Source organism: Sphingopyxis sp. GW247-27LB, from assembly GCF_002277025.1.
Lineage (GTDB): Bacteria > Pseudomonadota > Alphaproteobacteria > Sphingomonadales > Sphingomonadaceae > Sphingopyxis.
The window spans coordinates 179,968-202,986 of record NZ_NIWD01000015.1 but is presented as its reverse complement, the minus strand read 5'-3'; the positions used below and the strand labels follow the sequence as shown (position 1 = coordinate 202,986).

22 protein-coding genes are annotated in these 23,019 nt (G+C 63.0%); 14 read left to right on the top strand and 8 right to left on the bottom strand.

Going from position 1 to position 23,019, the window contains the following annotated elements; translation table 11 throughout:
• Positions 1–2 precede the first annotated feature (2 nt).
• The 9 genes from CD928_RS20080 to CD928_RS20045 all read left to right on the top strand — a co-directional run bounded on the left by CD928_RS20080 (position 3) and on the right by CD928_RS20045 (position 8,152).
• Complete coding sequence (locus CD928_RS20080) at positions 3–1,034, top strand: toprim domain-containing protein (RefSeq protein WP_095388868.1); 1,032 nt, start codon at positions 3–5, stop codon at positions 1,032–1,034.
• Between the two features lie 310 nt (positions 1,035–1,344).
• Complete coding sequence (locus CD928_RS20075; RefSeq protein ID WP_095388867.1) at positions 1,345–2,277, top strand: DUF2493 domain-containing protein; 933 nt, start codon at positions 1,345–1,347, stop codon at positions 2,275–2,277.
• Between the two features lie 243 nt (positions 2,278–2,520).
• Positions 2,521–3,264: a LuxR family transcriptional regulator gene (locus CD928_RS20070; protein ID WP_052208764.1), complete on the top strand. Its 744-nt coding sequence runs from the start codon at positions 2,521–2,523 to the stop codon at positions 3,262–3,264.
• 91 nt (positions 3,265–3,355) lie between these two features.
• Positions 3,356–3,973, top strand: a complete 618-nt coding sequence (locus CD928_RS20065; protein ID WP_095388866.1) for an acyl-homoserine-lactone synthase — start codon at positions 3,356–3,358, stop codon at positions 3,971–3,973.
• 13 nt (positions 3,974–3,986) lie between these two features.
• Positions 3,987–4,898 (top strand): phytanoyl-CoA dioxygenase family protein, encoded by a 912-nt coding sequence (locus CD928_RS20060; RefSeq protein WP_095388865.1) that lies wholly within the window; start codon positions 3,987–3,989, stop codon positions 4,896–4,898.
• Between the two features lie 14 nt (positions 4,899–4,912).
• Positions 4,913–5,518, top strand: coding sequence for a GntR family transcriptional regulator (locus CD928_RS20055; protein WP_176473653.1), 606 nt, complete (start codon positions 4,913–4,915; stop codon positions 5,516–5,518).
• A gap of 97 nt (positions 5,519–5,615) precedes the next feature.
• A complete protein-coding gene (locus CD928_RS23920) occupies positions 5,616–5,750 on the top strand; it encodes a hypothetical protein (RefSeq protein ID WP_255247271.1) in 135 nt (44 codons plus the stop codon).
• 45 nt (positions 5,751–5,795) lie between these two features.
• Positions 5,796–6,455: a lasso peptide biosynthesis B2 protein gene (locus tag CD928_RS20050; protein WP_095388863.1), complete on the top strand. Its 660-nt coding sequence runs from the start codon at positions 5,796–5,798 to the stop codon at positions 6,453–6,455.
• Positions 6,452–8,152, top strand: coding sequence for an asparagine synthase C-terminal domain-containing protein (locus CD928_RS20045; protein WP_095388862.1), 1,701 nt, complete (start codon positions 6,452–6,454; stop codon positions 8,150–8,152). The genes CD928_RS20050 and CD928_RS20045 overlap by 4 nt, the downstream gene beginning before the upstream one ends.
• 81 nt (positions 8,153–8,233) lie before the next feature.
• Here the strand turns inward: CD928_RS20045 and CD928_RS20040 are convergent, their stop codons facing one another.
• The 7 genes from CD928_RS20040 to CD928_RS20010 form a co-directional block, all read right to left on the bottom strand.
• Positions 8,234–10,210, bottom strand: coding sequence for an Atxe2 family lasso peptide isopeptidase (locus CD928_RS20040; RefSeq protein WP_095388861.1), 1,977 nt, complete (start codon positions 10,208–10,210; stop codon positions 8,234–8,236).
• Positions 10,204–13,128, bottom strand: a complete 2,925-nt coding sequence (locus CD928_RS20035; RefSeq protein WP_095388860.1) for a TonB-dependent receptor — start codon at positions 13,126–13,128, stop codon at positions 10,204–10,206. Before CD928_RS20035 ends, CD928_RS20040 begins: the two co-directional genes overlap by 7 nt.
• 87 nt (positions 13,129–13,215) lie before the next feature.
• The gene (locus CD928_RS20030) at positions 13,216–14,136 is read right to left on the bottom strand and encodes a FecR family protein (RefSeq protein WP_095388859.1); all 921 of its coding nucleotides are present in this window, start codon (positions 14,134–14,136) and stop codon (positions 13,216–13,218) included.
• The gene (locus CD928_RS20025) at positions 14,133–14,777 is read right to left on the bottom strand and encodes an RNA polymerase sigma factor (RefSeq protein ID WP_141237213.1); all 645 of its coding nucleotides are present in this window, start codon (positions 14,775–14,777) and stop codon (positions 14,133–14,135) included. Before CD928_RS20025 ends, CD928_RS20030 begins: the two co-directional genes overlap by 4 nt.
• A gap of 233 nt (positions 14,778–15,010) precedes the next feature.
• The gene (locus tag CD928_RS20020; protein ID WP_095388857.1) at positions 15,011–15,823 is read right to left on the bottom strand and encodes a TerC family protein; all 813 of its coding nucleotides are present in this window, start codon (positions 15,821–15,823) and stop codon (positions 15,011–15,013) included.
• A 214-nt stretch (positions 15,824–16,037) separates the two neighbouring features.
• Positions 16,038–16,964: a lipid kinase gene (locus tag CD928_RS20015; protein WP_095388856.1), complete on the bottom strand. Its 927-nt coding sequence runs from the start codon at positions 16,962–16,964 to the stop codon at positions 16,038–16,040.
• 176 nt (positions 16,965–17,140) lie between these two features.
• Positions 17,141–17,980 carry a cation transporter gene (locus CD928_RS20010; protein WP_095388855.1) on the bottom strand — a complete coding sequence of 280 codons (840 nt, stop codon included), beginning with the start codon at positions 17,978–17,980 and terminating at the stop codon, positions 17,141–17,143.
• Between the two features lie 11 nt (positions 17,981–17,991).
• Here CD928_RS20010 and CD928_RS20005 point away from each other — a divergent pair, with 11 nt between their 5' ends.
• From CD928_RS20005 to CD928_RS19995, 3 genes are all read left to right on the top strand, one after another.
• Positions 17,992–18,456 (top strand): helix-turn-helix domain-containing protein, encoded by a 465-nt coding sequence (locus CD928_RS20005; protein ID WP_255247270.1) that lies wholly within the window; start codon positions 17,992–17,994, stop codon positions 18,454–18,456.
• A 305-nt stretch (positions 18,457–18,761) separates the two neighbouring features.
• On the top strand, positions 18,762–19,085 hold the full coding sequence (locus CD928_RS20000) for a DUF736 family protein (protein ID WP_095388854.1): 324 nt from the start codon (positions 18,762–18,764) through the stop codon (positions 19,083–19,085).
• Positions 19,086–19,168: 83 nt separating this feature from the next.
• Positions 19,169–20,098, top strand: coding sequence for a HEPN domain-containing protein (locus CD928_RS19995; protein WP_095388853.1), 930 nt, complete (start codon positions 19,169–19,171; stop codon positions 20,096–20,098).
• Positions 20,099–20,104: 6 nt separating this feature from the next.
• On the opposite strand, the gene CD928_RS19990 is transcribed toward CD928_RS19995, so the two are convergent.
• On the bottom strand, positions 20,105–20,335 hold the full coding sequence (locus tag CD928_RS19990) for an EexN family lipoprotein (protein ID WP_037553321.1): 231 nt from the start codon (positions 20,333–20,335) through the stop codon (positions 20,105–20,107).
• 209 nt (positions 20,336–20,544) lie between these two features.
• Here CD928_RS19990 and CD928_RS19985 point away from each other — a divergent pair, with 209 nt between their 5' ends.
• Together CD928_RS19985 and CD928_RS19980 are read left to right on the top strand one after the other, a co-directional pair.
• The gene (locus tag CD928_RS19985; protein WP_062767690.1) at positions 20,545–21,621 is read left to right on the top strand and encodes a PIN domain-containing protein; all 1,077 of its coding nucleotides are present in this window, start codon (positions 20,545–20,547) and stop codon (positions 21,619–21,621) included.
• A 163-nt stretch (positions 21,622–21,784) separates the two neighbouring features.
• Complete coding sequence (locus tag CD928_RS19980; RefSeq protein WP_141237212.1) at positions 21,785–22,954, top strand: MarR family transcriptional regulator; 1,170 nt, start codon at positions 21,785–21,787, stop codon at positions 22,952–22,954.
• Positions 22,955–23,019: the final 65 nt, after the last annotated feature.

The following is a 23,019-nucleotide window of genomic DNA, read 5'->3' as shown; positions in this document are numbered from 1 at the left end:
TTATGTCCAGTCCAGCATCCGACATATCGCGCCGTCTCGGGGAAAATGCCGAGGCGGTGTGTCGCCGCTACCTCTCACGCGGACGCCGCGAGGGCCATTATTGGATGGTCGGCGATATCCGTAACACGCCCGGGCGCAGCCTTTACGTCCGGCTTGCGGCGAGCGGCGACGGCGGTGCGCCGGGCAAATGGACCGATGCCGCGAGTGGAGATCATGGCGATCTGCTCGACATCATCGCGGCAAGCTGCGGCCATTCCAGTTTCCGCGAAACGCTCGAGGAGGCGCGTCACTTTCTCAGCCTGCCGCCGCCGCCGGACGCTCCCCGAAATCCTGCACCGGCAAAGGCTCCGACCGGCTCGCCGGAATCGGCACGCAGGCTCTGGGCGGCATCGAAGGCGCTTGGGGGGAGCATCGCGAGCTTCTACCTCGCCGGACGGTCTATCATCGACGTGCTGCCGAGCGACCCCTTGCGATTTCATCCGCACTGCTTTTATCGGCCGTCCGACGATGATGCGCCGGGCGGCCGTCCGGCGTGGCCAGCCATGATTGCCGCGGTGACTGATCTGGCCGGAGCAATCACGGGCGTGCATCGGACGTGGCTCGATCCCGAGGCGATGGACAAGGCACCGGTCGCCTTTCCCCGGCGCGCCATGGGCCACCTTCTCGGAAATGGCGTGCGCTTCGGGGCGGCGGGTCCCGTCATGGCGGCCGGCGAAGGCATCGAGACCATATTGTCGCTACGCCAGATCATGCCGCGGTTGCCGATGATCGCGGGGCTTTCCGGAGCCCACCTTGCCGCAATCGCGTTTCCGGCTGCACTCAGACGCCTTTACGTTGCATGCGACGACGATCCGGCGGGCGTGATCGCGCTGGCGACGCTCCGGGAACGCGCGTTGGAACGCGGAATCGAGGTTTGTCCGCTGGAGCCGCAGCACGGCGACTTCAACGGTGATCTCCAGACCCTCGGGCGGAGCGCGTTGGCCGCCAGCCTTCGCAGGCAGCTGGTGAGTGCGGACCGCCTGACGCATCTCTGATCGCGCCGGGTTTGCCGGAACGGGCGGGTGGCAGCATGAGGCCGCGTTGGCCTTCCACTGGCGCGGCGCGCGCCCGGCCTTCTTGAGAGGGCGACTGCGGCAGGCAGCGCGGGGCAGCAACGGCGGGTGCGCGGCTATTTTCCGCCGGGGCCTGCCGGCCCCTTTGCATCGCGAAGCAAAATAGCCGCGCACCCGCCATCCTCCGCTTCGCTACGGTCGCGGCGCGCCGCGATGCAGCCCCGCCCCGCATGCCGCTCTCCGTCGCCGCGAAGGCCGCACGAGGCGCGGCTGGCACAGACGGAGATCCAAGATGCGCGACGATACCGCCCCTCACGACCACCCTGCAGAACCCGGGACGACGGCCTATCTGCTCCAGGAGATGCAGCTCTTCGGCCACAGGCCCTTCGAGGACGAGCCCGATCCGCGGCCGCTCCCCGACGCCCATCTCGCCGGCGGCGCGGTTGCCGACATGTTCGAGGCGCTTGCGGGATGCCTCGTCGAAACCCGTATCGAACCCGACCTCGAGGACCTGCTCTGGAATCTCGTCAACATCTTCCACCGCGCCGGCGAGCGGGTCGAGCGGCAGCTCGACGACAATGAACAGGCGCAGCGCCGACTTCAGCGCGAGCAGGACGGCAGCGAGATCCGCTCGGTCGAGCTCGAACGGGCGACGCGCGAGGGAATTTCCCTCATCGAGCGCCGGGACGCGATGGAATTCTTCCGCGAATGCGCCGCCGACCAGTTCCGGACCCTTTGCCGCAAGGCCTGGGCGCCGCGCACCGGATCTCGCGCGCAGCACCGCTCAATGACCGCGTCGATGATCGACAGCCGCGACTTTCTCGACGCGCGATTGCGCCAGAAAGCGGCCGCACTTCTTCCCGAGGGCACGCGCATCCTGTTCACTGGCGGCGCCGATGTCGACGATCATAGGGCGATATGGGATGCTCTCGATCGCGCACGCGACCGCCATCCCGACATGATCCTGCTCCATGGCGCGACACCAACGGGGGCCGAGCGTATCGCCGCCTGCTGGGCCGAAACCCGCAAGGTGACGCAGGTGGCCTTCCGGCCCGACTGGAGCCGCCATGGCAAATCCGCGCCATTCAAGCGCAACGACCGGATGCTCGAAGCTCTGCCGGTCGGGGTTATCATCTTCCCCGGCACCGGCATTCAGGACAATCTCGCCGACAAGGCTGCGAAGATCGGCCTTCCCGTCTGGGATTTTCGCAAGCGGGGCCGATGATCGCAGTCGGGGCATTCGGAGGCTTTCGGCAAAATGGCCCCAATCTGGTTCTATCTCCCGAATATATTTGAAATATATTCGTAACATCCGCAAATTTGCATCATTGTAGATCGCTATGACCAGCGGCGATCACCCGTCGCCGGCGGGACGGCCCATTGAGAGGGCACCGCTCGCAGGCCATGACGAGGAGCAGGGACGGTCGGCCGACTTGGCGACGACTGCCGTCCGCTGCCATGGGTCGCAATGCCGACGATGGACGCTGCGCATGCTTTTGCGCTCGACGTCACGCGGGTGAAGGATGCGGCGGGTCTGGCCGATCTGCTGGCGGAGGCCTGCGCGCGCATGGGCTGTTCCTGGTTCGCGCTGAGCCACCATGTCGATTTCCTCGCGGCTCCCGACAGGGGTGTTCGCGTCCACAACTATCCCGAGGATTGGGCGCGCTGGTTCGACGAGCGCGGACTTGGGCTCACAGATCCCGTGCATCGCGCCAGCCACCGCAGTCTCGAGGGTTTCTTTTGGCGCAACATGAAGCCGCTCTCGGGCGAACGCCCCGAGGACGAACTGGTTCTCAGCGAGGCGCAGCGGCACGGAATAGGAGACGGGCTTACCATACCGGCGCACATTCCTGGCGAGGCGCATGGCTCGGTGTCCTTCGCCTGGACGCCGGGGATCGCCGCCAATGATATGGCGCTGCTCTTTGCTAGAATGATCGGTGGGCCGGCCTTCGAAGCCGCGCGCCTGCTCGCCAATCCCGAACTCGCGCAGGTCGGGCCGCGACTGACCGATCGCCAGCGCGAATGCCTGATCCTGTCGGCCAAGGGGAACAGCGCTCCGAAGGTCGGTCGGATCCTCGATCTCAGTCCCGACACGGTTCGCGAGCATCTTCGCAACGCGCGGCAGCGTTACGACGCGAATGGCGGGATCACGCTGACCGTGCGCGCGCTTTATGCCGGCGACCTCAGCTACGAGGATATCGCCAAGCGCTGAACTTTTTTCGTCGACACCCCCCGATCGTGCTATGGTGGAGCCGCAAAAAGCCGTTCAATTGGATGGTCTCTTTCGAAAAGGAGACACATCCATGCTTTCGGTAATCGACCATTCCAACCGCGCACACGAGCATCAATTGCTCCGCGCGATGTTCGAGGCGCGCAAGCGCGTCTTCATCGATCTTCTGAAATGGGACCTGCCGGTGCTCGCCGACCGGTTCGAGATCGATCATTTCGACGATCCCCACGCGACCTATCTGATCGTCGGCGATCAGGACGGCGGGCATCTCGCCTCGGCGCGCCTCCTTCCCACCACGCGCCCGGCCCTTCTCGACGGTCTCTTCCCCGGCCTCGTCAACGGCATCCCGCCGTCCGGTCCCGATATCTTCGAGATCACCCGCTTCTGCCTGTCGCCGGGGATCGGTGCGCGTCAGCGCCGCATCGCTCGCGACACGCTTCTTGCCGGGCTGATCGACTATGCGCTCGCTAACGGCATCCGCTCCTACACCGGCGTCGCCGAGCTCGACTGGTTCGCTCAGATCCGGACCTTCGGCTGGGATTGCACGGCGCTCGGCGAACCCGGCATTTACGATGGCCGCGCGCTGACTTCGCTGCGGATCGAGATCGACGCCGACACCCCCGCAAGGCTCAAGGCGGCGGGGATTGTTTCGGGCAGCGCTGCGACGCCGGTCGCGGCCAATGCAGCGTGAAAGGAGCGGGGCCATGAGTACCAATATTGCTGCGGCAGAGAGCCATCAGCCGCCCTCCGCCTCGATGCGGGCGCTCAAGGAAGACGGTTATGCGATCGTCCGCTCAGCCGTTCCCGCCGAGCTGATCGCGGCGATCGATCGCGACCTCGATCCGCGCTACGCCGCGACGCCCTTTTGCGAGGGCGGCTTCTATGGCGAGCGCACCAAGCGCTTCGGCCGCCTGCTCATCCGCTCGCCGCACGTCGGCGCGCTGGTCATGAACCCGGCGATCCTCGCCCTCGCCGAGGCCGCGCTCGGCGACTGGTGCGAGCGTATTCAGCTCAATCTCGCCCAGGCGATCGAGCTGCATCCGGGAGCGCTTCCGCAGTTCCCGCATCGCGATCAGGACATGTGGCAGGGGACGCTCGGAGAGGTCGAGTATCTCGTGAATGTGATGTGGCCGCTGACGCCCTTCACCGCGGAGAATGGCGCCACGATCATCTGGCCGAACAGCCATGGGCTCGAAGCGCTTGTCGAGGAGCCGGCGGAAGCGCCGATCATTGCCGAGACGATGCCGGGTGACGCTATCGTCTTCCTGGGTTCGACGCTCCACGGCGCCGGCGGCAATTGCAGCCCGGCGGCGCGGCGCGGGATCATCATCAGCTACTGCCTCGGCTGGCTGAAACCTTACGAGAACCAGTGGCTCGCCTATCCACCCGACGTCGCGAAGGACTTTCCGCCCGAGCTGGCGGCCTTGACCGGCTATGTCCAGCATCGCCCAAACCTCGGCAACTTCGAGGGTCAGTGTCCCTCGATCCTGTTCCGCGGCTATCCCCCCGACCCGATCGCAGCCGTGGATGCTCTTCGCCCAGATCAGCAGGCGCTTCTTGCTGACTATATCGGTGAGCAGCGATCGTTGGGCGAGGACGGGACGCTGGCGGCATGAGCCCCGGCGCTACGATGGAGCGGGTCTACATCGACCTAAAGGTGCGCATTATGAGCGGCGCCTATCCGCCCGGGACGCGCCTCGACCCGCGGCAATTGGCCCGCGCGTTAGGTGCGAGCGCAACGCCGGTGCGAGATGCCCTTCATCGCCTGTCCGGAGAACGCATCGTCGATAGCTGGCACCAAGAAGGTTTTCGACAGCCCTTGCTGGCTGAGGCAGACCTTGTTGAGTTGTACGAATGGGGTGGGATGCTACTCGCACTTGCGCTGAAGGGCAGGCACCCTTCGCCGAATCTCCGGGCGGGACTCAGCGAACTGCAGCGGATCGAGCCTTATCCGGAGGCGATTGATTCGCTGTTTGGTGTCATCGCCGTCGGCGCTTCGAATCGCGAACTTCGATACGCCATCGTGAACTTTATCGAGCGAAGTAGGGCTTTTCGTTCGGCGGAGCTACGTATCGACGCCGCATCGCGCGCCACTCTGGCTGCGATGGAGGAAGACTACCGGTTCGGCCGTTGGACAAGTTTACGCAGCAAAATCACGAGCTTCCATCGTCGGCGTACCCGGCAAGCCGGACGTATTGCTGCGGCAGTGAGGCCGCGCAGCGACCCGCTCCGATAACATTCGGGTTATAGCAAAACTATAAAATTCCTATTCCAAATCAAAGGCGTAGCTTTGACCTTGCCGCAATTCCGCGGCATCAACCAAGGAGGGTCCCATGGACCGCATCGACAACGCCGAAATCGAAGAACTGGGCGTCGCCAGCGTCGAAACGCTCGGCGGGCTTCTGCCCTATCCCGAGGATGGCTCGGTCATCCACTTCAAGCCGGACGGCGCGATCACCGCCGACTGACGGGATGGCGGACGCGGCGCACCGCGCCGCGTCCGTACTGCCTCAATGGACCATCATCTCCCACCCCACATCAGCTTCGCCTTCCTGGGCGGCGGTGCAGTTCTCCTCGACATTGAGGCGGACCGCTACTTGATGCTCCGAGGTGCCGAGGTTGGCGTCCTCGAAGCGCTCGGCGCTGGGCTCACGACGGCGGCTATCGAACCTGCGTTAGGCAGGCTGTCCAGACGCCGCCTCATTGGCGACGGGCCGGGCCCCTCAATCGCTCCAATTTCCGCGCCCATCGCAACGAGCAGCGCACTCGAGCTGGCAGGTCCGAGCCAGCGTGCTGGCGCGCTGGAGATCGCACGTTACCGGCTCGATGCGGCTCTCCGGCTACGTTTGCGCGGTCTCGGACAAACCATAGCCCAATGGCGCCGCTTGAAGAATAACCTCCTTACCGCGGAGACAATGGTGGATCGCCGACATGCCTGTGCGGTTGCCCGTGGATATGCGGCTGCGCGCGTCCAGCTGCCTTGGCGGCGTCTTTGCGTGCCCGATAGTCTGGCCTTGGCTCGCTACCTCTGGCAGCGCGGAATACCCGGCCAGGTCTATTTCGGTGTCAGGCTTGATCCCTTTGCGGCGCACGCCTGGGTTCAACACAATGAAATGGTGCTGTCCGACAACGTCAATGTGGTCGCTGACTATACGCCGGTGTTTCGGCTGTGACGTTACGTATCGCCCTCATCATCGGCCCGAGCGATCGCAACATTCCCGTCGGCTTTGTCGAGGCCGGGACGGTCGGGCGAGCCCGGCTAATTGTGGAAAAGGATACACCCGCCGAGATCTCGAACGGCACTGCGCTTATTGGCTGGGCCTTTCATCGGCAGAGTTCGGGAGTTTGCGAGCATTTGACCGCGATCGAGGTGGACCGGCTCGTGTCGAGCGAAGGGGCATGGGCCATCAAGGAGCTATGGGGCAACTTCCTGCTCTTCTGGGCTGACCCGGAAGGGCGCATTTTGCTGCTTCGCTCCCCAATGACCGGACCAGCCCTATTCTGTTTTGAAGATCGCGATGGGCGTGCGATCGCTTTCACCGATCTCTCACTCGCACGCAGCCTCGGCTTTCGGCTCGATCAGCCTGACCCCGAACGCATCGACGCGTGGATGCGCTTCCCTCTACTTCGCGGCCCTGATGCTGAATTGCGCGGTGTGCGTGAACTCCTTCCGGGGGAGGTTATCGCCTTGGGGTCGGTGCGGCCGCTGGCCACAAGCTGGTCGCCATGGGCCCACACGCGCCGCTCGCCTGCTCGGATCGATCCCGAAGATCTGCGCAACAAGGTCAGTCGGACGGTGTCGGCCTGGAGCATGCGCTTCGAGCGTATCCAGCTTGAGCTGTCGGGAGGGATCGACAGCAGCATTATGGCGGCATGCCTCGCCGGCCGACGCAGACCTTGGCGCGCCCTGACAATGGCGACCAGCGATCCCGACGGCGACGAGCGTCCCTATGCGCGCGCCGTCGCCGAACGTGTCGGAACGCCCCTTGCGGAATGGCAGCGTCCACCGTTCGGGGATCCGATGGCTCCGCTCGAAATTCTGCGCGCGCGTCCGGGCGGCTTCGGCCTGCTAGGACCAAGTGACCGCGCTTACCTCCAAGGCGCCCGAGAGTTCGAGGCAGATGCGATCTTCACAGGCACCGGCGGCGACAATGTCTTCGGCTATCTGACATCGGCGGCGCCCATTCTCGACGCGCTACGTTACGCTGGGCCGGTCGAAGCATGGCGCGCTGCCGGCGACCTTGCCCGCCTTGCCAATGACAATATGTGGCGTGCCCTTGGCTATTCGGCAAAGCGACTGCTGAGACCGCCGCCAATGTGGCCGGTTGATCACAGCCTCCTCACGCGTCGCTATGCGCGAGACTATCCTGAGCACCCCTGGATGGCTGACGCAGACCGGGCATCCCCCGGACAGCAGGTCTATGCGATCAAGCTTCTCATCGCACAGCCGTTCCTCGACGGCTATGATCGCGCCTTGGCAATGCCGATGATCGCCCCGTTGCTCTCGCAGCCAATCATCGAATTTACGCTCGGCGTGCCGAGCTGGCAGTGGGGCGAAGGCGGCCAGAACCGCGCGCTGGCGCGCAGGGCCTTTCGCCAAGACCTGCCAGAGATGGTAATCGAGCGACTGGGAAAGGGGCGTATATTGTCGGTATTCCTGCCGGCGTTCGAGGCGCATCGCCGTCGACTACGTTCCTACCTCCTCGACGGGTGGCTGGCGGGAGCGGGCCTTCTTGACCTCGAAGCTGTCGGGGCATTGTTTGCCGACAACGTGCGGCCAGACCCCGTGATGGTGACGCGAATATTGAGCTTCGCCGACATTGAGCGCTGGGCGCGGTCGGTGTCGGGCCATCCGGATGTCGCTATTTAGCGGCGATGGACCGGAACATCGGCCGCGATCCAGCAGATGTCGTGCCGGGCGGCCCCCGGGGAAGGCCCGCCCGGCACGAACCTACCGCGCGGGCACAGGCAAGGACGGTCCCGCGCGATAATGGCGCCAGCGGTTATATTGTTTGGATTTCCCGGGAGCTGGGTCCTCCTCGCCGGTCAGCCAGAAACGGAACCAGTCGAGGTTGCGTTCGTAAACGGCGCGCTTGTGCCGCAGCTGATATTTATTGTGCAGCTCGTCCGGATAGACGACCATTTCCGCAGGCTTTCCGGCGCGTTTGAGCTTGGTATGGAGCTCCGCCGTCCAGGCTGCTTCCGCGTCGGGCAATTGCATTAGGATGGGAGTGTTGATCGCTTCAACATTGTGAACTGCAGAGGCGAGACGCCAGCGGGCGGGGTCGGCATCCGGGTCGCCGATGCTCCAGTAATCCTTTAGCATGGCTTCAAAGCCTCGATCCGGAACTGCGTTGGTCCAGAAATAATGAGGCGAAATCTGACCCGTGCCTATCGTCGCGGCTTTGAAATTCGTGCTGTGCCGGACCGCCCAGAGCGCTACACCCGAGCTGTGGCTGAAACCGGCGATGCCGACGCGGTTCGGATCAACGAGTTTGCGTTGCCCAAGGTCGGCGATCGCGGATGCGATGACCGTGCGGGCAAGTTCATATGTTCCATCGGTTCCGCTTCCGGGCGGGCCCCGAAACGGATCAATGCAAAGGACCGCGATTCCATGTTCCGCAAGGGGCAGCATCGGCAATTCTTCGCCCGTGCCGCCCTTGAGGAACCCGGCACAATGATAATTCTGGACCACGACGGGTGGCGCTTTCGCCCGTGGGGGGCTGAGCAATATCGCGGAGTATCCGCCTGGCAGCTCAAGCGACTTCGCCTCCGCGTCAATTCTGGCGGCAAGCGCAGAGTTCGGTTCGAATAGTGGTCGGCGCTGCCCTGTCGCAAGGTCGATCCGGACGAGGCGTGGCGGAATGAGCGGCATGCTTTCGGCGCAAATCAGCGCGCGCATGGTGACGGCGCATCGCGATGGCCGGTCGGCGAGACGCAATGCTCCGTCGGTGATTGCGACTTTGCGAGCCGTCGCAGCCCCGACTTTCCATAGCCAGACGGCTTCGCGGGCGCTTCCTTCGTCGACAAACGCCAGCAAGATGTCCTGATTTGGCAGCCACGTGGTTGCGAGCAGCTTTGGCGAACGGCAGAACTCCGCCTCGCATTGGATCCGCTCTCCGCCGGGGCGCGTGACCACGAGGGAGGCGCTGCCTGCCTTACGCAATATCTCTGCTTTGCTGCCATCGGGCGCTGCAGCCCACGGACGTTGGGATGCGGAGTGGAGCGAGAATTGGTCATTGGGCGCGGAATGGGGGGTGGCGCCGACGCTCGGCACAAAAATCTCGCGGCGCGGCGCATCCCACAACAAACTTTTTCGGTCGAACCAGGGTCCGGAAAATCTCTGCATGACGCGCTTGCCGTCTTCGATCACACCGCCCGCAATCGCCTGGTTGAGGTCGACGCGTGCGTCGACCAGCACGCCCCCTTCGTAGGCGGCGGTCTGTGCGCGAGAGATCTCGGCACGCGTCGCACCGACAGTGTAGCGAAGTAGCCCCCCATCGTCCGATACGGCGAAGTCCAGGATGTCGGCATCGTTCCGAACCTCCATTTTGGCGCCGCCATCGTCGCGCCAGTGCCAGAGGGTCACTTCTCCATCGCGGAAGGCGAGAAAACGAAAGCCTTTACTGTCCTTGTCCCAGATCGGAGTCTGATCGGAGACGAGCCCTGCTCCATCGACGCGTGCGCTGCCTCCGCTCGCCGCAAGTTGGGGCGGCCCATCCACGCTCCCCACATACCACTCGAGCGTTATGGCATTGCTCTCGAGGGAAGCGCGGCTCACCCGGAAGGCGAAGCGTTCGCCATCAGGCGATAGAGTGGGGCCGCTGATCTCGGACACCTCGACGAGGTCGGCGGCCCCGACCGGCTCGCGGGGTGTCGCCGCCGCCGCGGGTGCGGCGACGGCCAGCAGTGCGGCGGCAATTACCACGCGATAACGGCCTGTAGCGCCATGGTCCTGCCGATCGCGCTCGCCTGCTCGGGATCATAGGCGAGCGCGTAGCTGGGGCCCCGGAACTGCGCATAGGGCGGATCCTTGTCGAACAGATTGTTGATGCTGAAGCCGAGTCGAAGCGAACGACCCCGCAGATCGCCGATTCGCGCGCCGAGTTGCAGATCGAGGGTCGTCCAGCTCTTCACTCGCTCCGCGGGCGTGACGGTCAGGTTGCGGTACTCGCCGACATGATTGACCGCGAGACCCCCGTCGAACGCGCCCATCGAGAAGCCGGCGCGGCCGCGAAGGCGCAGCTTGACCGGATTTCCGAGCGTACCGACGACGCGATCTCGCGGCGCGCTGGCCGTAATCTGGTTGTCGATCGCGAATAGCCGGGTGCCACCGACACTGAACGAAAAGATGCCTTCGCCAACGGGCCGCGAATAGGCGAGGTCGAAGTCGAGGCCGCGGATCGTCGAGGTCGAAAGATTGCGAGTTCTGAGATCGATAATCGCGCGCACATCGCCGGGAGCAACCCCGAGTGCATTTGAGAAGTTCGGACCAGTAAAATAGCCGGTTACCGTGGCGAGGGCGGGATCGTCCTCAATGATCGGTGAATAGAGATCACGCCTATTGAGAATGTTCCGGCTATCGCTCGAGGCCGACGCAATGCGGTCCCGATAACGTATGTCGAAATAGGTCAGCGAAAGCTTGGCGCCGGGAAGGGCGCGCGGTTCGAAGTCGAGCCCGGCCGTCCAGCTCTCGGCGCGCTCAGGCTGGAGCGCCGGTTGAAAGCCGAACAGGGCAAGCACGACGGTCTGCCCGGTCGGTGAGGACGGATCGGCGACCCGCAAGGTTTGGTAGAGCGCATTCGCCGTGCCGACCAGTTCGTCGAAGAAAGGAGCGCGGAACGATTTTCCGTAGGACGCACGCAACGCGACACCCGGCAGCGGCGTCCAGCGCGCTCCGAATTTGGGGTTCGCAGTGTCCCCGAAATCCGAATAATCCTCGTAGCGGGCAGCCGCCGATAGGGTCAGCGACCCAGGGAATGCGTCCCCGGCATCGAAGATTGGCGCGACCAGTTCGCCGTAAAAAGCTTTGATGATGCGCTTGTCGGGTAGGCCGGGGATGCCGATCACGAGCGGCGTATCGGTCACAAGATCGAGGGTCTGAGAAAAGGCGAAGCGGTCGCGGCGGTACTCGGCGCCGATTGCCATCTTAAGGTCGCCCGCGGGGAGAGACAACAATTTGCCGTCTGCGCGAAGCGCCGCCGTCCACACCTTGAATTGTGTTTCTGCGACGATGCTCCCGCGCAGGCTGTCGATGAGCGCTGGGTCGTTGACCGCGCCGTCGCCAAAGACATTGATCGCTTGCGCAGGACTGGTTGCCGCGACCGCCCGCGAGAAGCGGAGGCTATGCACGAGATTGAAGCTGTCATAGCGCTCCCGCTGCCGTCCGAACCCTCCGGTCAGTTCGATGACCCAGCTTCCGATGTCGGCCCGCGCTCCGACGACGTTGTTGAACGCCTTGGCTTTGCCACGCAGGCTTTCAGGACCGAACTCGGCGGCGGGATCATAGTAGACGGTGACCGGCTGCCCCGTTCCGATGGGGTCGACATAATAGGGATTGGCGCTCGTCACGCGGACAGGCGTCGGGCCGCTCACACGGCGTCGGGCCTCGAAGTTGCGTTCTGAGTAAAGCGAGCGGGCGAAGATCGTGATAGTCGAGCCAAGCGATTGCTCGATGGCCGCGTAGAGACCCATCGTCTCCTGTTTGGGCAGAATGTCGGTATGTCGACGTGCGTCGCCGCGATTGAAATCAGCGCTGGGCGTAAGGTCGGCAGGAGTGAGATTGCGCCCGTCCTGGCCGCGCGGAATCAGGAACTTTTGGCCGTTCGCCGCCACGACAGTGCCGGGATTATTGTAGTTCGACCGGAGGTCGGGGCCGCCGAATGGTCGCAGATCCTCGGTCGCGAAGGGCCGCTTCGTCGCAGCCAGATTGCCGCGCTGGCTATATTCCCCCGCCACGACGATGTGGCCCGTCGACCAGCCTTTTCCTAGCATCTGGCTAATCTGGACCTCGCCATAGTCACCGTCTGCCGTGCCGGCCCGCAGGCGAGTTTCAGCGCCTTCGAAGCGGTTGCGGAAGCGAATGTTCACCACGCCCGCGACGGCATCCGAACCATAAATTGCGGATGCGCCATCGGTCAGGATTTCGACACGATCGATTGCGATCGAAGGGACGAGCGAAACGTCGGCATAGGCGCCCGAACCGCCTCCAAGGGCCGGCCGGGATCCGTCGAACAGCGTCAGGGTGGCCCCTGGTCCCAGACCGCGGAGGTTGATGCCAGTGCCATAGGCTATGTTAGACGAGGCTTTGCCTCGGTTGCTGAAGCCGACATTCGCTTCGGTCGGACCGCCCGAGAAATTCTGCGGAATGGTCTGGATGAAATCGGCCAAAGTCGCGCGACCGCTCCGGTCGAGAACGTCGCGGTCGACCGTCGTCATGGGAGAACCAACTGGCCCTGCGCCACGGATACGAGAGCCTGTGACGACGATCGCTTCGTCGGTTCGATCAGTCGATCCAGTTTCCCGGGCATCGACGTTTCCCGACCGAAGCACCCATGCGCCTTCGACGAGTTCGATCGTCAGGCCCGTGCCGGAAAGGAGGCGCGAGAGGGCTTCGTCGGGAGAGAGTCGCCCGCGGACCCGGTTGCTGCGTCTGCCTTCAAGCAGGCTCGAAGCCGCGATGACCTCGCGGCCGGAAATGTCCGAATATTTGCGAAGCGCATCGCTAAGGCGCTGTGCCTCGATATTGTATGTCTGCTCGCCCGTCTGCGCACACGCGCTGGGTGCGTAAAATGCGGTCGCGGATACGCCCGAAGCCAGAGCGGCCGCGAAAAATTTCATCGTCATTCATCCCTCCCGTGCGGCCGATTTTGGCCGTCTGAAGGGAAAAAATGACGGGTGCTCCGAACACCCTATGGGTTTTTCTTGGGCGTCCTAGTCGGATTTCGCGCCGAGAATTGGTCCGTTCGCACCGAACTCGACCTTGAGATCAAGCGCGGCGCCGAGCTTCAGCGCAAGTTTCCGGGCATCGGTCATGTCGAAGCGCCCCGTCACCTGCAGCGATGCCAACGCCGGATCGGCCAAGCTGATCTTGACGCCATTCTCGCGGCCCGCGCGGTCGAGGATCGCACCAAGCGGGAGATTGTCGGCCCACAGCGATTTGGCCGGGGTGTTCGCTTCCTCACCCGTGATCGGCTGGGGGCCTGTCGACCTGACCTCGGCGCGTTCGCCGGGACGGAGGCGAAGTGCCTTGCCGCCCTCGAGGCGCCGCACCTCGACCGAGCCTTCGACCAGTGCGATGCGCGGGACATCCGCGCGGAGATCGACCTCGAAGATGGTGCCGAGCGCGCGGGTGACCGAATCTCCGGCCTCGACGAGGAAGGGACGCGACGCGTCGTGTGCGACCTCGAACCTGGCGCGGCCGTCATACAGAATGACGCGGCGTTCGCCGTCCGAGAAGCGCGTCTCGATGCGGGCACCGTCCATCAGCGTCACGCGCGTCCCGTCGGCGAGCCTGCTCTCGCCTTGCGCCGAATTGGTGGCGATGATCGGCTGATCGCTGTCGCGGCCAACCAGATACCAAGCGAACCCGACCGCGATCACCGCAGCGAGAATTGTGGCAAAAGCCCATCGCCGCCCGCCGGGTTCACGCTCCCGAGCATCGGCCCGAACATCGGCCTCGATCCGGGAAGGCGACATGGCGGCGGCCCAGGTCCAATTGTCGCGCGCTTCATCGTAGGCCTTGGCATTGCCCGGCTCGGCCAGCCACTCGTCGAACGCTTCCCGGTGCATTTCGGAATCGGGTCCCATCATTTTGTCGAGCCAGGCAGTGGCTTCGCTTTCGGCGCGGCTCACTGCTTACCCCGCGCGCGCTTGATGGCGGCAAGGGCTTTGGTCATATGGCTTTCGACCGTCTTCACGCTGATTCCCTTGATTCGAGCGATCTCGGGATAGCGTAGTCCTTCGAAGCGATGCATCAGGAAAATCTCGCGCGTGAGCGGAGATAGCCTCGAAATGGCTCTTTCTGCCCGGCGCAGGACGTCTCGCGCCTCGAGCGCGGCGTGCGGGTCGCTCGCTCCCTCATGCTCGTCACTGAAACTGTCGTGCTGCGACCGGTGGCGGCGCGCGTCGGCGCGACCATATTCGGCGAGGAGCATCCGGGCGCTCTTCACCAGATAGGCGCCGGGGCCTTCGACCAGCGCAGCGAGGCCGCCTCGCGCGCTCGCAAAGCGGCTGAAGACTTCCTGCACAAGGTCGCCGACATCCTGGTTCGGGGCGCGTCCGCGGAAGAAGCGGGTGATGTGCGGCCGGTGCTCGGAGTAGATCGCCTCGATGCGCGCCGAGCGCCCGACCCGCTCCCAATCCTCCGGCGGCAAGGGGTCGCCGCCGGCAATACCCGGTCGCTCGCTGTCCTTGTCCTCGAAGTCCATACCTGCCGCCTTCCCGTTCGGGACGAAGGCGGCAAGCCGGGCGTTGAGAACTTGCTTAGCGAACAAGCGCCGCCGCCTTTAGCCCTAAGGCTTGGACATGCGCAGCGGCCACCCGGCAGGATGGAATAGGAAGACTAAGCTAAGCAGGTTCTCACGCCTGGCACCGTGCGCCTTGCCCGATGCACTTCAAAGCATAGCCTTGCCGCTGCGGCATGCAAGCCGACTGCACCGAGATAGATCCAGATCGAGTCTATTCTCCGGAAACACGGCAGAACAGCTTCGGTGCTGCCGGGCTTCGACTATTTCGCCTCGGCGGTTTCGCCCGAGGCTTTTGCAAGCGCGACCCGCTCACGCCGGCGCCGCGCCCAAATATTGAGCCCTTCTACCCCGGCCGAAAATGCCATGGCGGTGTAGATATAGCCCTTGGGCACCTTTGCTCCGAAGCCGTCAGCGATCAGCACGACACCGATCATCAGCAGGAAGCCGAGCGCCAGCATCACGACGGTCGGGTTGTCGCGGATGAAGTTGGCCAGCGGGTCGGCCGCGAGCAGCATGACGAGGACCGCCGAAACCACCGCGATCACCATGATCGGCAGATGTTCGGTCATGCCGACAGCGGTCAGGATCGAGTCGACCGAGAAGACGAGATCGAGCAGCAGGATCTGGATGATGGCCGATCCGAATGTCAGCGCCTTCTTGCCGGCGTTGAAGACATCGTCGTTCGGGTTAGGATCGACATTATGGTGGATTTCCGAAGTCGCCTTCCAGATCAGGAAGAGGCCGCCGGCGATCAATATGATGTCGCGCCAGGAAAAGGCGGTCTCGAAGCTTGGCTTGCCATAGGCATCCGGCGCGCCCTGCAATCCGAAATCGACGACGATCGCCGTCAGCCCCACGAGCCAGGCAATCACCGAAAGCAGCGCGAGGCGCATGACCAGCGCCAGCGAGATGCCGATTCGCCGCGCTCTCTGTCGCTGGGCTTCGGGCAATTTGTTGGAGATAATCGAGATGAAAATGAGGTTGTCGATGCCGAGGACGATTTCCATCACCACGAGCGTCAGCAGTGCCGCCCACACTGCGGGATCCTGAAACAGGGTGACCAAGCCTTCCATGTCGAACGCCCTTCCTCAGCGATGCTGCCACTGAACCGGTCGCGCGAAGGTGCAGATCGATGGGAACGCAGACAATTGCACCGAGCGTCGCTCGATGCGGTCCGACATCACGGCCGTCGCTGTACGACCGTCAGAGGGGCCCGGCCCGCGCTTCGCGATTTACGGCAAAACCGTCCTTCTCACAAGGGCTTCGCGGCGGTCGCCGGTCCTTGGCTCAATGGTGATAGAGCGGGAATTGCCGGGCTGTGACGGGGCATTCGCACGGGGCCAGGACCGATATCGCGCGCGGTAAAACACGGAAATGCGCCGGCGTCGCGGTAACGATCTCACCGTCAGTGTTCACCGGCATCGGCCGCCGCGTCTCGATGTCGAACTCGACGCATTTGGCGGTGCGCACTTCCTTCCACGCGCCATGCGTGCCGGACCGGAAAGCGCGGAGCATGAGGGCGAGCTTCCAGAGGTTTTTCACCTCGAGACTATAAAGATCGAGCGTGCCGTCATCGATCGCGGCATTCTCCTCGACGACATTGCCGCCGCCATAGAGGCGCCCGTTGCCGATCGCGACCTGATAGGTGCTGACGGTCCTCGACTCGCCCTTCTCCCTGATCCTCGCCCGGAACCGCTGGGCAGCCAGGATGACCCGCAGCGCGGCGACGGCATAGCCGAGGCGCCCGAACCTTTTCTTGATCGCCGGGTCGAGCTTCTGCGCAAGCTCGCTGCTGATCCCGATGCTCGCGACATTGAAGAAGGCATGGCCATTGACCGTGCCGACATCGATCCGTCGGCTGTGACCTTCGACAATGACATCGGCCGCCGCCCCGAAATCGAGCGGGATCGACAGGGTGCGCGCCAGATCATTCGCGGTTCCGGCGGGAATGATTCCCAGCGGCAGGCCGCTCTCGATCACCGCGGGCGCAGCGGATGAGATCGAACCGTCGCCGCCGCACACGACAATGATATCGGCGGTCTGATGCAGGCGTGTCACGTCGCGTGCAATTTCGGGCAGGCTCTCGAACGATTCGACCGTCACCAGAAGGCCGCCCGCGGCGAGGCGCTCGCGAACGGGAACGAGCGCCTGCTCGCCCTGCCGCGCCTTGGCATTATGCAGCACGAGGGCGCGCGTTCCTTTGGGCCACGTCATCTGCTGATCCCTGTGTGGAGGAAAAATTCATGCCATCGCCGCGCGCTTTGAAAGGCGGCGCGCCGATGGGTGCGGCTTATACGTCGACGCTTGGACAGCGGGGTTGCGGCTGCGCGGGGCCGCTTGAGGTTCCTGCCGACGAGCTTCGGCGCGGCATGGACGACAGCGACAGGCGCTCAGTCCAGGGCGGCCGCTACCGTCGGTCGCGAGGCGCGAAATTGCGGCCATGCCTGGCTGAGAACACGGATCGCCGACCGGAAGAAGAGGACGGCAATGATGCTCCCAACCAGAATGTCGGGCCATCCCGACCCCGTCAGCCAGACGCCCGCGGCCGCCACGATCACACCGGTGTTGGCGATAACGTCGTTGCGCGAGCATTCGAAAGTGCTCGACATGTTCACGTCGCGGTTACGGTGCTGATAGAGCAGCGCGAGACAGGTGAGATTTGCTGCCAGCGCGATGAAGCCGAAAATGCCCATCGTTCCCGCCGTCGGCACGATGTCGCCGGTGAGTTTGAGAACAACCTCGATCGCCACCCAGATGCCGAAAGCTGCGATGATACCGCCCTTGAACAGGGCTGCCCCGGCGCGCCAGCGAATACTCCGTTCCAGGGCGTAAAGGCTGAGAATATAGACGAGCGCATCGCCCAGCATGTCGACCGAGTCAGCCATCAGCGCGGTCGAACGGGCGAAGACGCCGGCGGTGAACTCGGCGAAGAACATCACAAGGTTGATGACGAGCACGATCTGCAGAACGCGGCGGACGTCTGCATAGGCGCCAAGCGCCGCGATCTCGTCTTCCTTTGCCGAGCAGCAATCATCCCCGGCGAAATGGCGCGGCGCTTCGACGGCAGGCGCGTCGGACGCGGGGGCCTTCGCAGCCGTGCTGGAACAACCCGAGGCAGGTGCGCAGCAGCTGTCGATCACCGGCGGATTCGGGGCCGTCTCGCCGCAGCATCCGCTCTTTTCGGTGACAGGTTTCGAGACGGCATCGCCGTCGCCGCAGCATTTATCCATGATCGCGTTCCATGTTTGGCAAGTGGTTCGCGCAGGCCTATACGACCTATAGCAACTATAGGTTCAAGCACTTTATGCAGGAAAGTTTCTCGATCGGCGATTTGGGCAGGCTCACCGGCTGCCAGGTCGTGACCATCCGATATTACGAGAAGATTGGCATATTGGCCGAGCCGGGGCGCAGTAACGGCGGGCACCGCATCTATGGGCCAGAGCATCGCGACCGGCTCACCTTCGTGCGAAAGGCGCGCGAGCTGGGATTCTCGCTCGACACCGTGCGAAGTCTGTTGTCGCTGTCGGAGACGCCCGAAGGCACGCCCTGTGCCGATGTCGATCACATCGCCTCGCGGCATCTTGTCGAAGTGCGCGAGAAGATCGCTGCCCTGAAGTCGCTTGAGGGAACGCTCGAAGGACTGCTCGACATTTGCAGCCACACGACTGTGGAGCAATGCCGGGTCCTCGACGCACTGCGGGACTGAAGCGAAGCCCTATCCCGATTGTCGCGGGGCGTTCTTCCCGGGTCTTGCGCGCTATCCCCGTTAACGAGGCCAACCTGTCTCGAAACCAGCTCACGCCACCCAACGTCCTTCGCTGAATGTCCCGCGCGTCCGTGACCATCCTGAGGCGCTTCGCCAAACTGGACGGCGGCGGCCGCCGCGCAAGCGGGCCGTCGTCCCGCTCCGCCGCTTCGCTTCGGCCCTGCGGGTGCGCGCCTGCCTTGAACCGCCGTCCTGCCCGGCTTCACGCCCGGGATGGTCTCGGGTCGATCAGCAGGAGTATCGACATGGCGAGCATCGGCATCGTCAGCGGCAGCATCGAGAAGGGCTTTGCGGGCCAGCTCATCACGCTGTCTATCAAGGCACCGATCGAGATACGCCCCAACCGCGGCAAGGCGAGCGATGTGCAGCCCGACTATCGCGTTTGGTCCGATGGCGTCGAGATCGGCGCCGGCTGGATCCGCGTCGCCGAGCAATCCGGACGCCCCTATGTGTCGCTCTCGCTCGCGACCCCCGAGTTCGGGCCGCGGCGTATCTACGCCAATCTCGGGCGGGCCGCGGGGCAGGATCGCGACGATGTCTTCGCGATCATCTGGACACCCGCCGACTGAGCGGCAGCCAGCCTGCGGCATCCGTGCGCATCGGAACAATCTTCCGGGTGCAAGGGTGCCGCCACCTTGTTAGGGTGACCCCAATGCAGAGCAGCCTCGAACATCTTCCCCCGCACAAGCAACGCGAGATCGAGCGCGTCGTCGAGATCATCTTTGAGGAATTCGAGGATGCGCTGGCGCTCGCGACGCAGGACTGGAAGCGCAAGGGCCGGATTTCCAAGATCATCCTCTACGGCAGCTATGCACGGGGTGGGTGGGTCGACGAGCCGCACACGGCGAAGGGCTATCAGTCGGACTATGACCTGCTGATCATCGTCAACGACAAGCGGCTGACCGATCGGGCGGACTATTGGTCGAAGCTCGACGACCGGCTCATTCGTGAGCTGTCGGTAACGAAGCGGCTCCGCACGCCGGTGAACTTCATCGTTCACAGTCTCGACGAGGTGAATGCCGGACTGACGCAGGGTCGCTATTTCTTCATCGACGTCGCTCGTGACGGGATCGCGCTGTACGAGGCCGACGGGAAGGAGCTCGCAGAACCCAAGCCGATGACGCCGCATGCGGCGCTCGAGATGGCGCGCGAGTATTTTGATGAGTGGTATCCTAGCGGAGCGCAGTTTCTTCATCACTATCGAAGCGCGGTCGCTGAAGGTTGGTTGAACAATGCGGCCTTTCAGCTTCATCAGGCGACGGAACGATATTACCACTGCATCCTATTGGTATGCACTTTCCACACGCCGCACATCCATAATCTTGTTTTCCTGCGCACCCAAGCCGAGCGGATCGATGATCGATTGATCGAGGCATGGCCGCGAGAAGTTAAGGCCGACCGGTCGCGGTTCGAAAAGTTGAAGGAAGCGTACATCAAGGCGCGCTATTCGAAGCATTACGCGATCACCGCCGACGAACTGGAATGGCTCGGCGCGCGGGTTCAGCATCTCGCCGATATCGTCGAGACTATTTGCCGTGACCGCATCGCTGAGCTTGAGGCAACAGCGCGTCAGGCAGGTTGAGACCCGCTACTTTTTCCCGCGGAACCGCTCGAATTTGGCCTTTCCCTCGGCAGTCTCGACCGCGACATTGGCATTGCTGCATTCATCGCCGCGCTTGTCGCCCGCCGTGCAGCTTTGGACGACGTCGCGTGCCTCATCGAGATTGGCCTCGAAATATTGAACGCTGCGTGGCTCCGGCGGAGCACATGCTGTCAGGATCGTCAGGCTGGCGATCGCCAGCATCTTGAAAATGATCATCGTCACCTCCGACGATCAACTCTAGCGTCGGCGACCCGGTCCATGCAGTGGCGATTTGAGATTTAGAACCAAATTGAGGCTAGTTCTCCGTCCATCGGCCTATGTGAGCCAGTTTTGCGCCATTCTTAGCTCTCTCTCAAGCGTCGCATTGGGCGGCGAGGCTCAAGGGAACGATTGAGGAAATCCGTCGCAAAAGCTAGTTTGCAACGATGAGCGAACCACCAGCACCGCGCGGACAGCGCCTCGTCACACCATATGCTTTCATCGATACCGAGGCTTTTCGTGCAGCGGGTCTCGACTGGCAATCGCGAACTTGGTCCAGCCTGATCGATCTAGCGTCGAAGAGCACGCTCGAGCCGATCACGACTTCCATCACCACGCGGGAGGTTGAAGCGAGACTTTCGGAAGCGCTGGCGGAGGCGGAAGCAGCAGCGAAGAAGCACGGCGCGATTTTTGGCCAGCTTGGAGAAAGCGGTCCCTTTGGTGATACCGATCCAGCCGATCGGAAGGCACTGCTTCACGCGCGCTTTCGAGAATTCCTAGCGACAGCAAAATTTACCGAAATCCCCCTTGTTGCCGATCACAAAGCGATTTTTGACGATTATTTTGCTGGTGCTGCGCCCTTTGGGGAGGGCAAAAAAAAGAGCGAGTTTCCGGACGCCTTTGTGCTGTCGAGCCTCCTCGCCTGGATCCGGCCCGGTCGACCCAGAATATATGTGGTTGGCAAGGATCCGGACCTAGTGAAATTCTGCGAGGGACGGGACGATCTGATCCAATTGGACTCCGTTGCCCAGCTTCTCTCGCTGGCTCTGGCGTCAGCCCAGTTGGTGAAGCGTCTTGAAGCGCATGTCCGTGGAGACGCGTCCCTGCTCGAAAGGCTGAGGGCACGCCTTAACTCCTATCGTCCGCGCCGTGTCGATATCGAGGTTGAAGATGTCGAGTTCTTCGATCTTGAGATTTCGAGCGTGTTTCTCGTCGACGAATCCGAGGAGGGACAGGATTTTGTCCTTGAGGTCGAAGTCTTGGCTGAGGTCGAAGCCGACGTTCGTGAGACGGGTCATGAGTATGTCATCTCGCGGCGGGGAGAGCCTGATTTGGATATTCGGACTTACCATGCTCGTCCAACTTCCAGCGCGGCTATTTATGTTGAGGTGCTGGTGTCTGAGGACGATAGTGGCGAAGAGCCAGCCTTGGTGACGACCGATTGGGCTATCACATCGGGCGATATCGAGATCAAATTGCCATCTCAGTTCAGCAGGCGTGAAATCACCCTCGAGGCGCGGTGACGCCAAAATCCTTCGTTGACGCCACCGGAACGTTGCCAGTTTCGACGCTTTCCAGATTTCAGATGAAATTTTTTCCATTTTTTTAATGCAAATTTTCTGCGCAGCAAATATCAAGGTTTTTCCGAATATTCACTTTTAGGGTGATTTTTGCTGGGCACAAAATATGGCCGAATTTGAAAATTCTCAGCGCGAATTGCTCGATGCGCTTTTGGAGGCGCTTTTGGCGCTGCCGCAGTCGCACGCGCAAATCGAGCGATATGAGGTCGAAATCGGGCCTCGCGGCCGCGCCGACGCCCTGATCGGCGCATATATCGGCCGCCAGCCGCTCTTATTGCTTGTCGAAATCAAGGCGCAGCTTTTTCCGCGCGATGTGCGCGAAGCAATCTGGCAGCTTCGGAATAATCAGGCCCATCTCAGCAATTCCGGTGACGACCGGGAAATCATTCCTTTTTTTGTCGCCCGTGCGATCTCGCCGGGCGCTCGAGAGATTTTTCGGGAAGAGCGCGTCGGATATTACGACCTCGGAGGCTCGCTTTATATTCCGGGGAAAAAGACATTCATATTTCTCGATAAACCGGCTCCGAAAAAAGGGACGAAGAAGTTCGATTCCATTTTTCAGGGACAAAAGGCGCGCGCACTCCATGAAATTTATGAGAGGCGGCAGGACTGGCTGGGCGTGAAGGATCTCGCCGATGCGAGCGGGGTTTCGCCGGCTACGGCTTCCGAGACCCTCACGGAACTCGAACGGCGCGAGTGGGTCGATGTGCAGGGCGCGGGCCCGTCGAAACAGCGTCGCCTGCGTGCCGCACGGCCCCTTCTCGAAGCCTGGACCAGCTATGCGAGCGATCAAAAGGCACCGACGGTGCGGCGCTACTATGTTCCGAAAGGGAGTGACGCACTGGAGCTGGCGCTGCGCCTTGATCAGGCGTGCGACGAGGCGAAGGCCGCCTATGCGGTCACCGGCGAAGTCGCCGCTCAAATCTATGCCCCCTATCTTTCTTCCATCTCGCAGCTTCGTTGCCGGATCGAGCCTGGGCAGAAGCTGATCGAGGCGCTGCTCAATCTCGACGCGCGGCCGGTCGCAGAGGGGTGGAACCTTGGCATCATCGAGGCGAAGAGCCGGCGCGATGTCGCGGTGGGCCAACGGATCGACGGCGTCTGCTATGCGCCGCCGCTGCAGGTCTATCTCGACCTGCTGCAGGCGTCCGGCCGTTCCCGTGAAATGGCGATGCATCTTCGTAGCGAATGTCTGGATGTCAAACGGCGTTCAAAAGGGACCCCCTATCGGCGTCGAAGAGGGACCCCCTTTTCGGATATGATGCCGGTTAGTTGAGGGTCGCCTTGCGCTGCGTGCGGCGGAGGGCGGGCGTAGCCCGACCGGAGGCGCGCGCAGCGCAA

Bases quoted from the DNA above. Each gene is read 5' to 3' on its own strand.
- CD928_RS20080 (WP_095388868.1), top strand. From the start codon at position 3: ATGTCCAGTCCAGCATCCGACATATCGCGCCGTCTCGGGGAAAATGCC.
- CD928_RS20075 (WP_095388867.1), top strand. From the start codon at position 1,345: ATGCGCGACGATACCGCCCCTCACGACCACCCTGCAGAACCCGGGACG.
- CD928_RS20070 (WP_052208764.1), top strand. From the start codon at position 2,521: ATGCCGACGATGGACGCTGCGCATGCTTTTGCGCTCGACGTCACGCGG.
- CD928_RS20065 (WP_095388866.1), top strand. From the start codon at position 3,356: ATGCTTTCGGTAATCGACCATTCCAACCGCGCACACGAGCATCAATTG.
- CD928_RS20060 (WP_095388865.1), top strand. From the start codon at position 3,987: ATGAGTACCAATATTGCTGCGGCAGAGAGCCATCAGCCGCCCTCCGCC.
- CD928_RS20055 (WP_176473653.1), top strand. From the start codon at position 4,913: ATGGAGCGGGTCTACATCGACCTAAAGGTGCGCATTATGAGCGGCGCC.
- CD928_RS23920 (WP_255247271.1), top strand. From the start codon at position 5,616: ATGGACCGCATCGACAACGCCGAAATCGAAGAACTGGGCGTCGCCAGC.
- CD928_RS20050 (WP_095388863.1), top strand. From the start codon at position 5,796: ATGGACCATCATCTCCCACCCCACATCAGCTTCGCCTTCCTGGGCGGC.
- CD928_RS20035 (WP_095388860.1), bottom strand. From the start codon at position 13,128: ATGACGATGAAATTTTTCGCGGCCGCTCTGGCTTCGGGCGTATCCGCG.
- CD928_RS20020 (WP_095388857.1), bottom strand. From the start codon at position 15,823: ATGGAAGGCTTGGTCACCCTGTTTCAGGATCCCGCAGTGTGGGCGGCA.
- CD928_RS20015 (WP_095388856.1), bottom strand. From the start codon at position 16,964: ATGACGTGGCCCAAAGGAACGCGCGCCCTCGTGCTGCATAATGCCAAG.
- CD928_RS20010 (WP_095388855.1), bottom strand. From the start codon at position 17,980: ATGGATAAATGCTGCGGCGACGGCGATGCCGTCTCGAAACCTGTCACC.
- CD928_RS20005 (WP_255247270.1), top strand. From the start codon at position 17,992: ATGTTTGGCAAGTGGTTCGCGCAGGCCTATACGACCTATAGCAACTAT.
- CD928_RS20000 (WP_095388854.1), top strand. From the start codon at position 18,762: ATGGCGAGCATCGGCATCGTCAGCGGCAGCATCGAGAAGGGCTTTGCG.
- CD928_RS19995 (WP_095388853.1), top strand. From the start codon at position 19,169: ATGCAGAGCAGCCTCGAACATCTTCCCCCGCACAAGCAACGCGAGATC.
- CD928_RS19990 (WP_037553321.1), bottom strand. From the start codon at position 20,335: ATGATCATTTTCAAGATGCTGGCGATCGCCAGCCTGACGATCCTGACA.
- CD928_RS19985 (WP_062767690.1), top strand. From the start codon at position 20,545: ATGAGCGAACCACCAGCACCGCGCGGACAGCGCCTCGTCACACCATAT.
- CD928_RS19980 (WP_141237212.1), top strand. From the start codon at position 21,785: ATGGCCGAATTTGAAAATTCTCAGCGCGAATTGCTCGATGCGCTTTTG.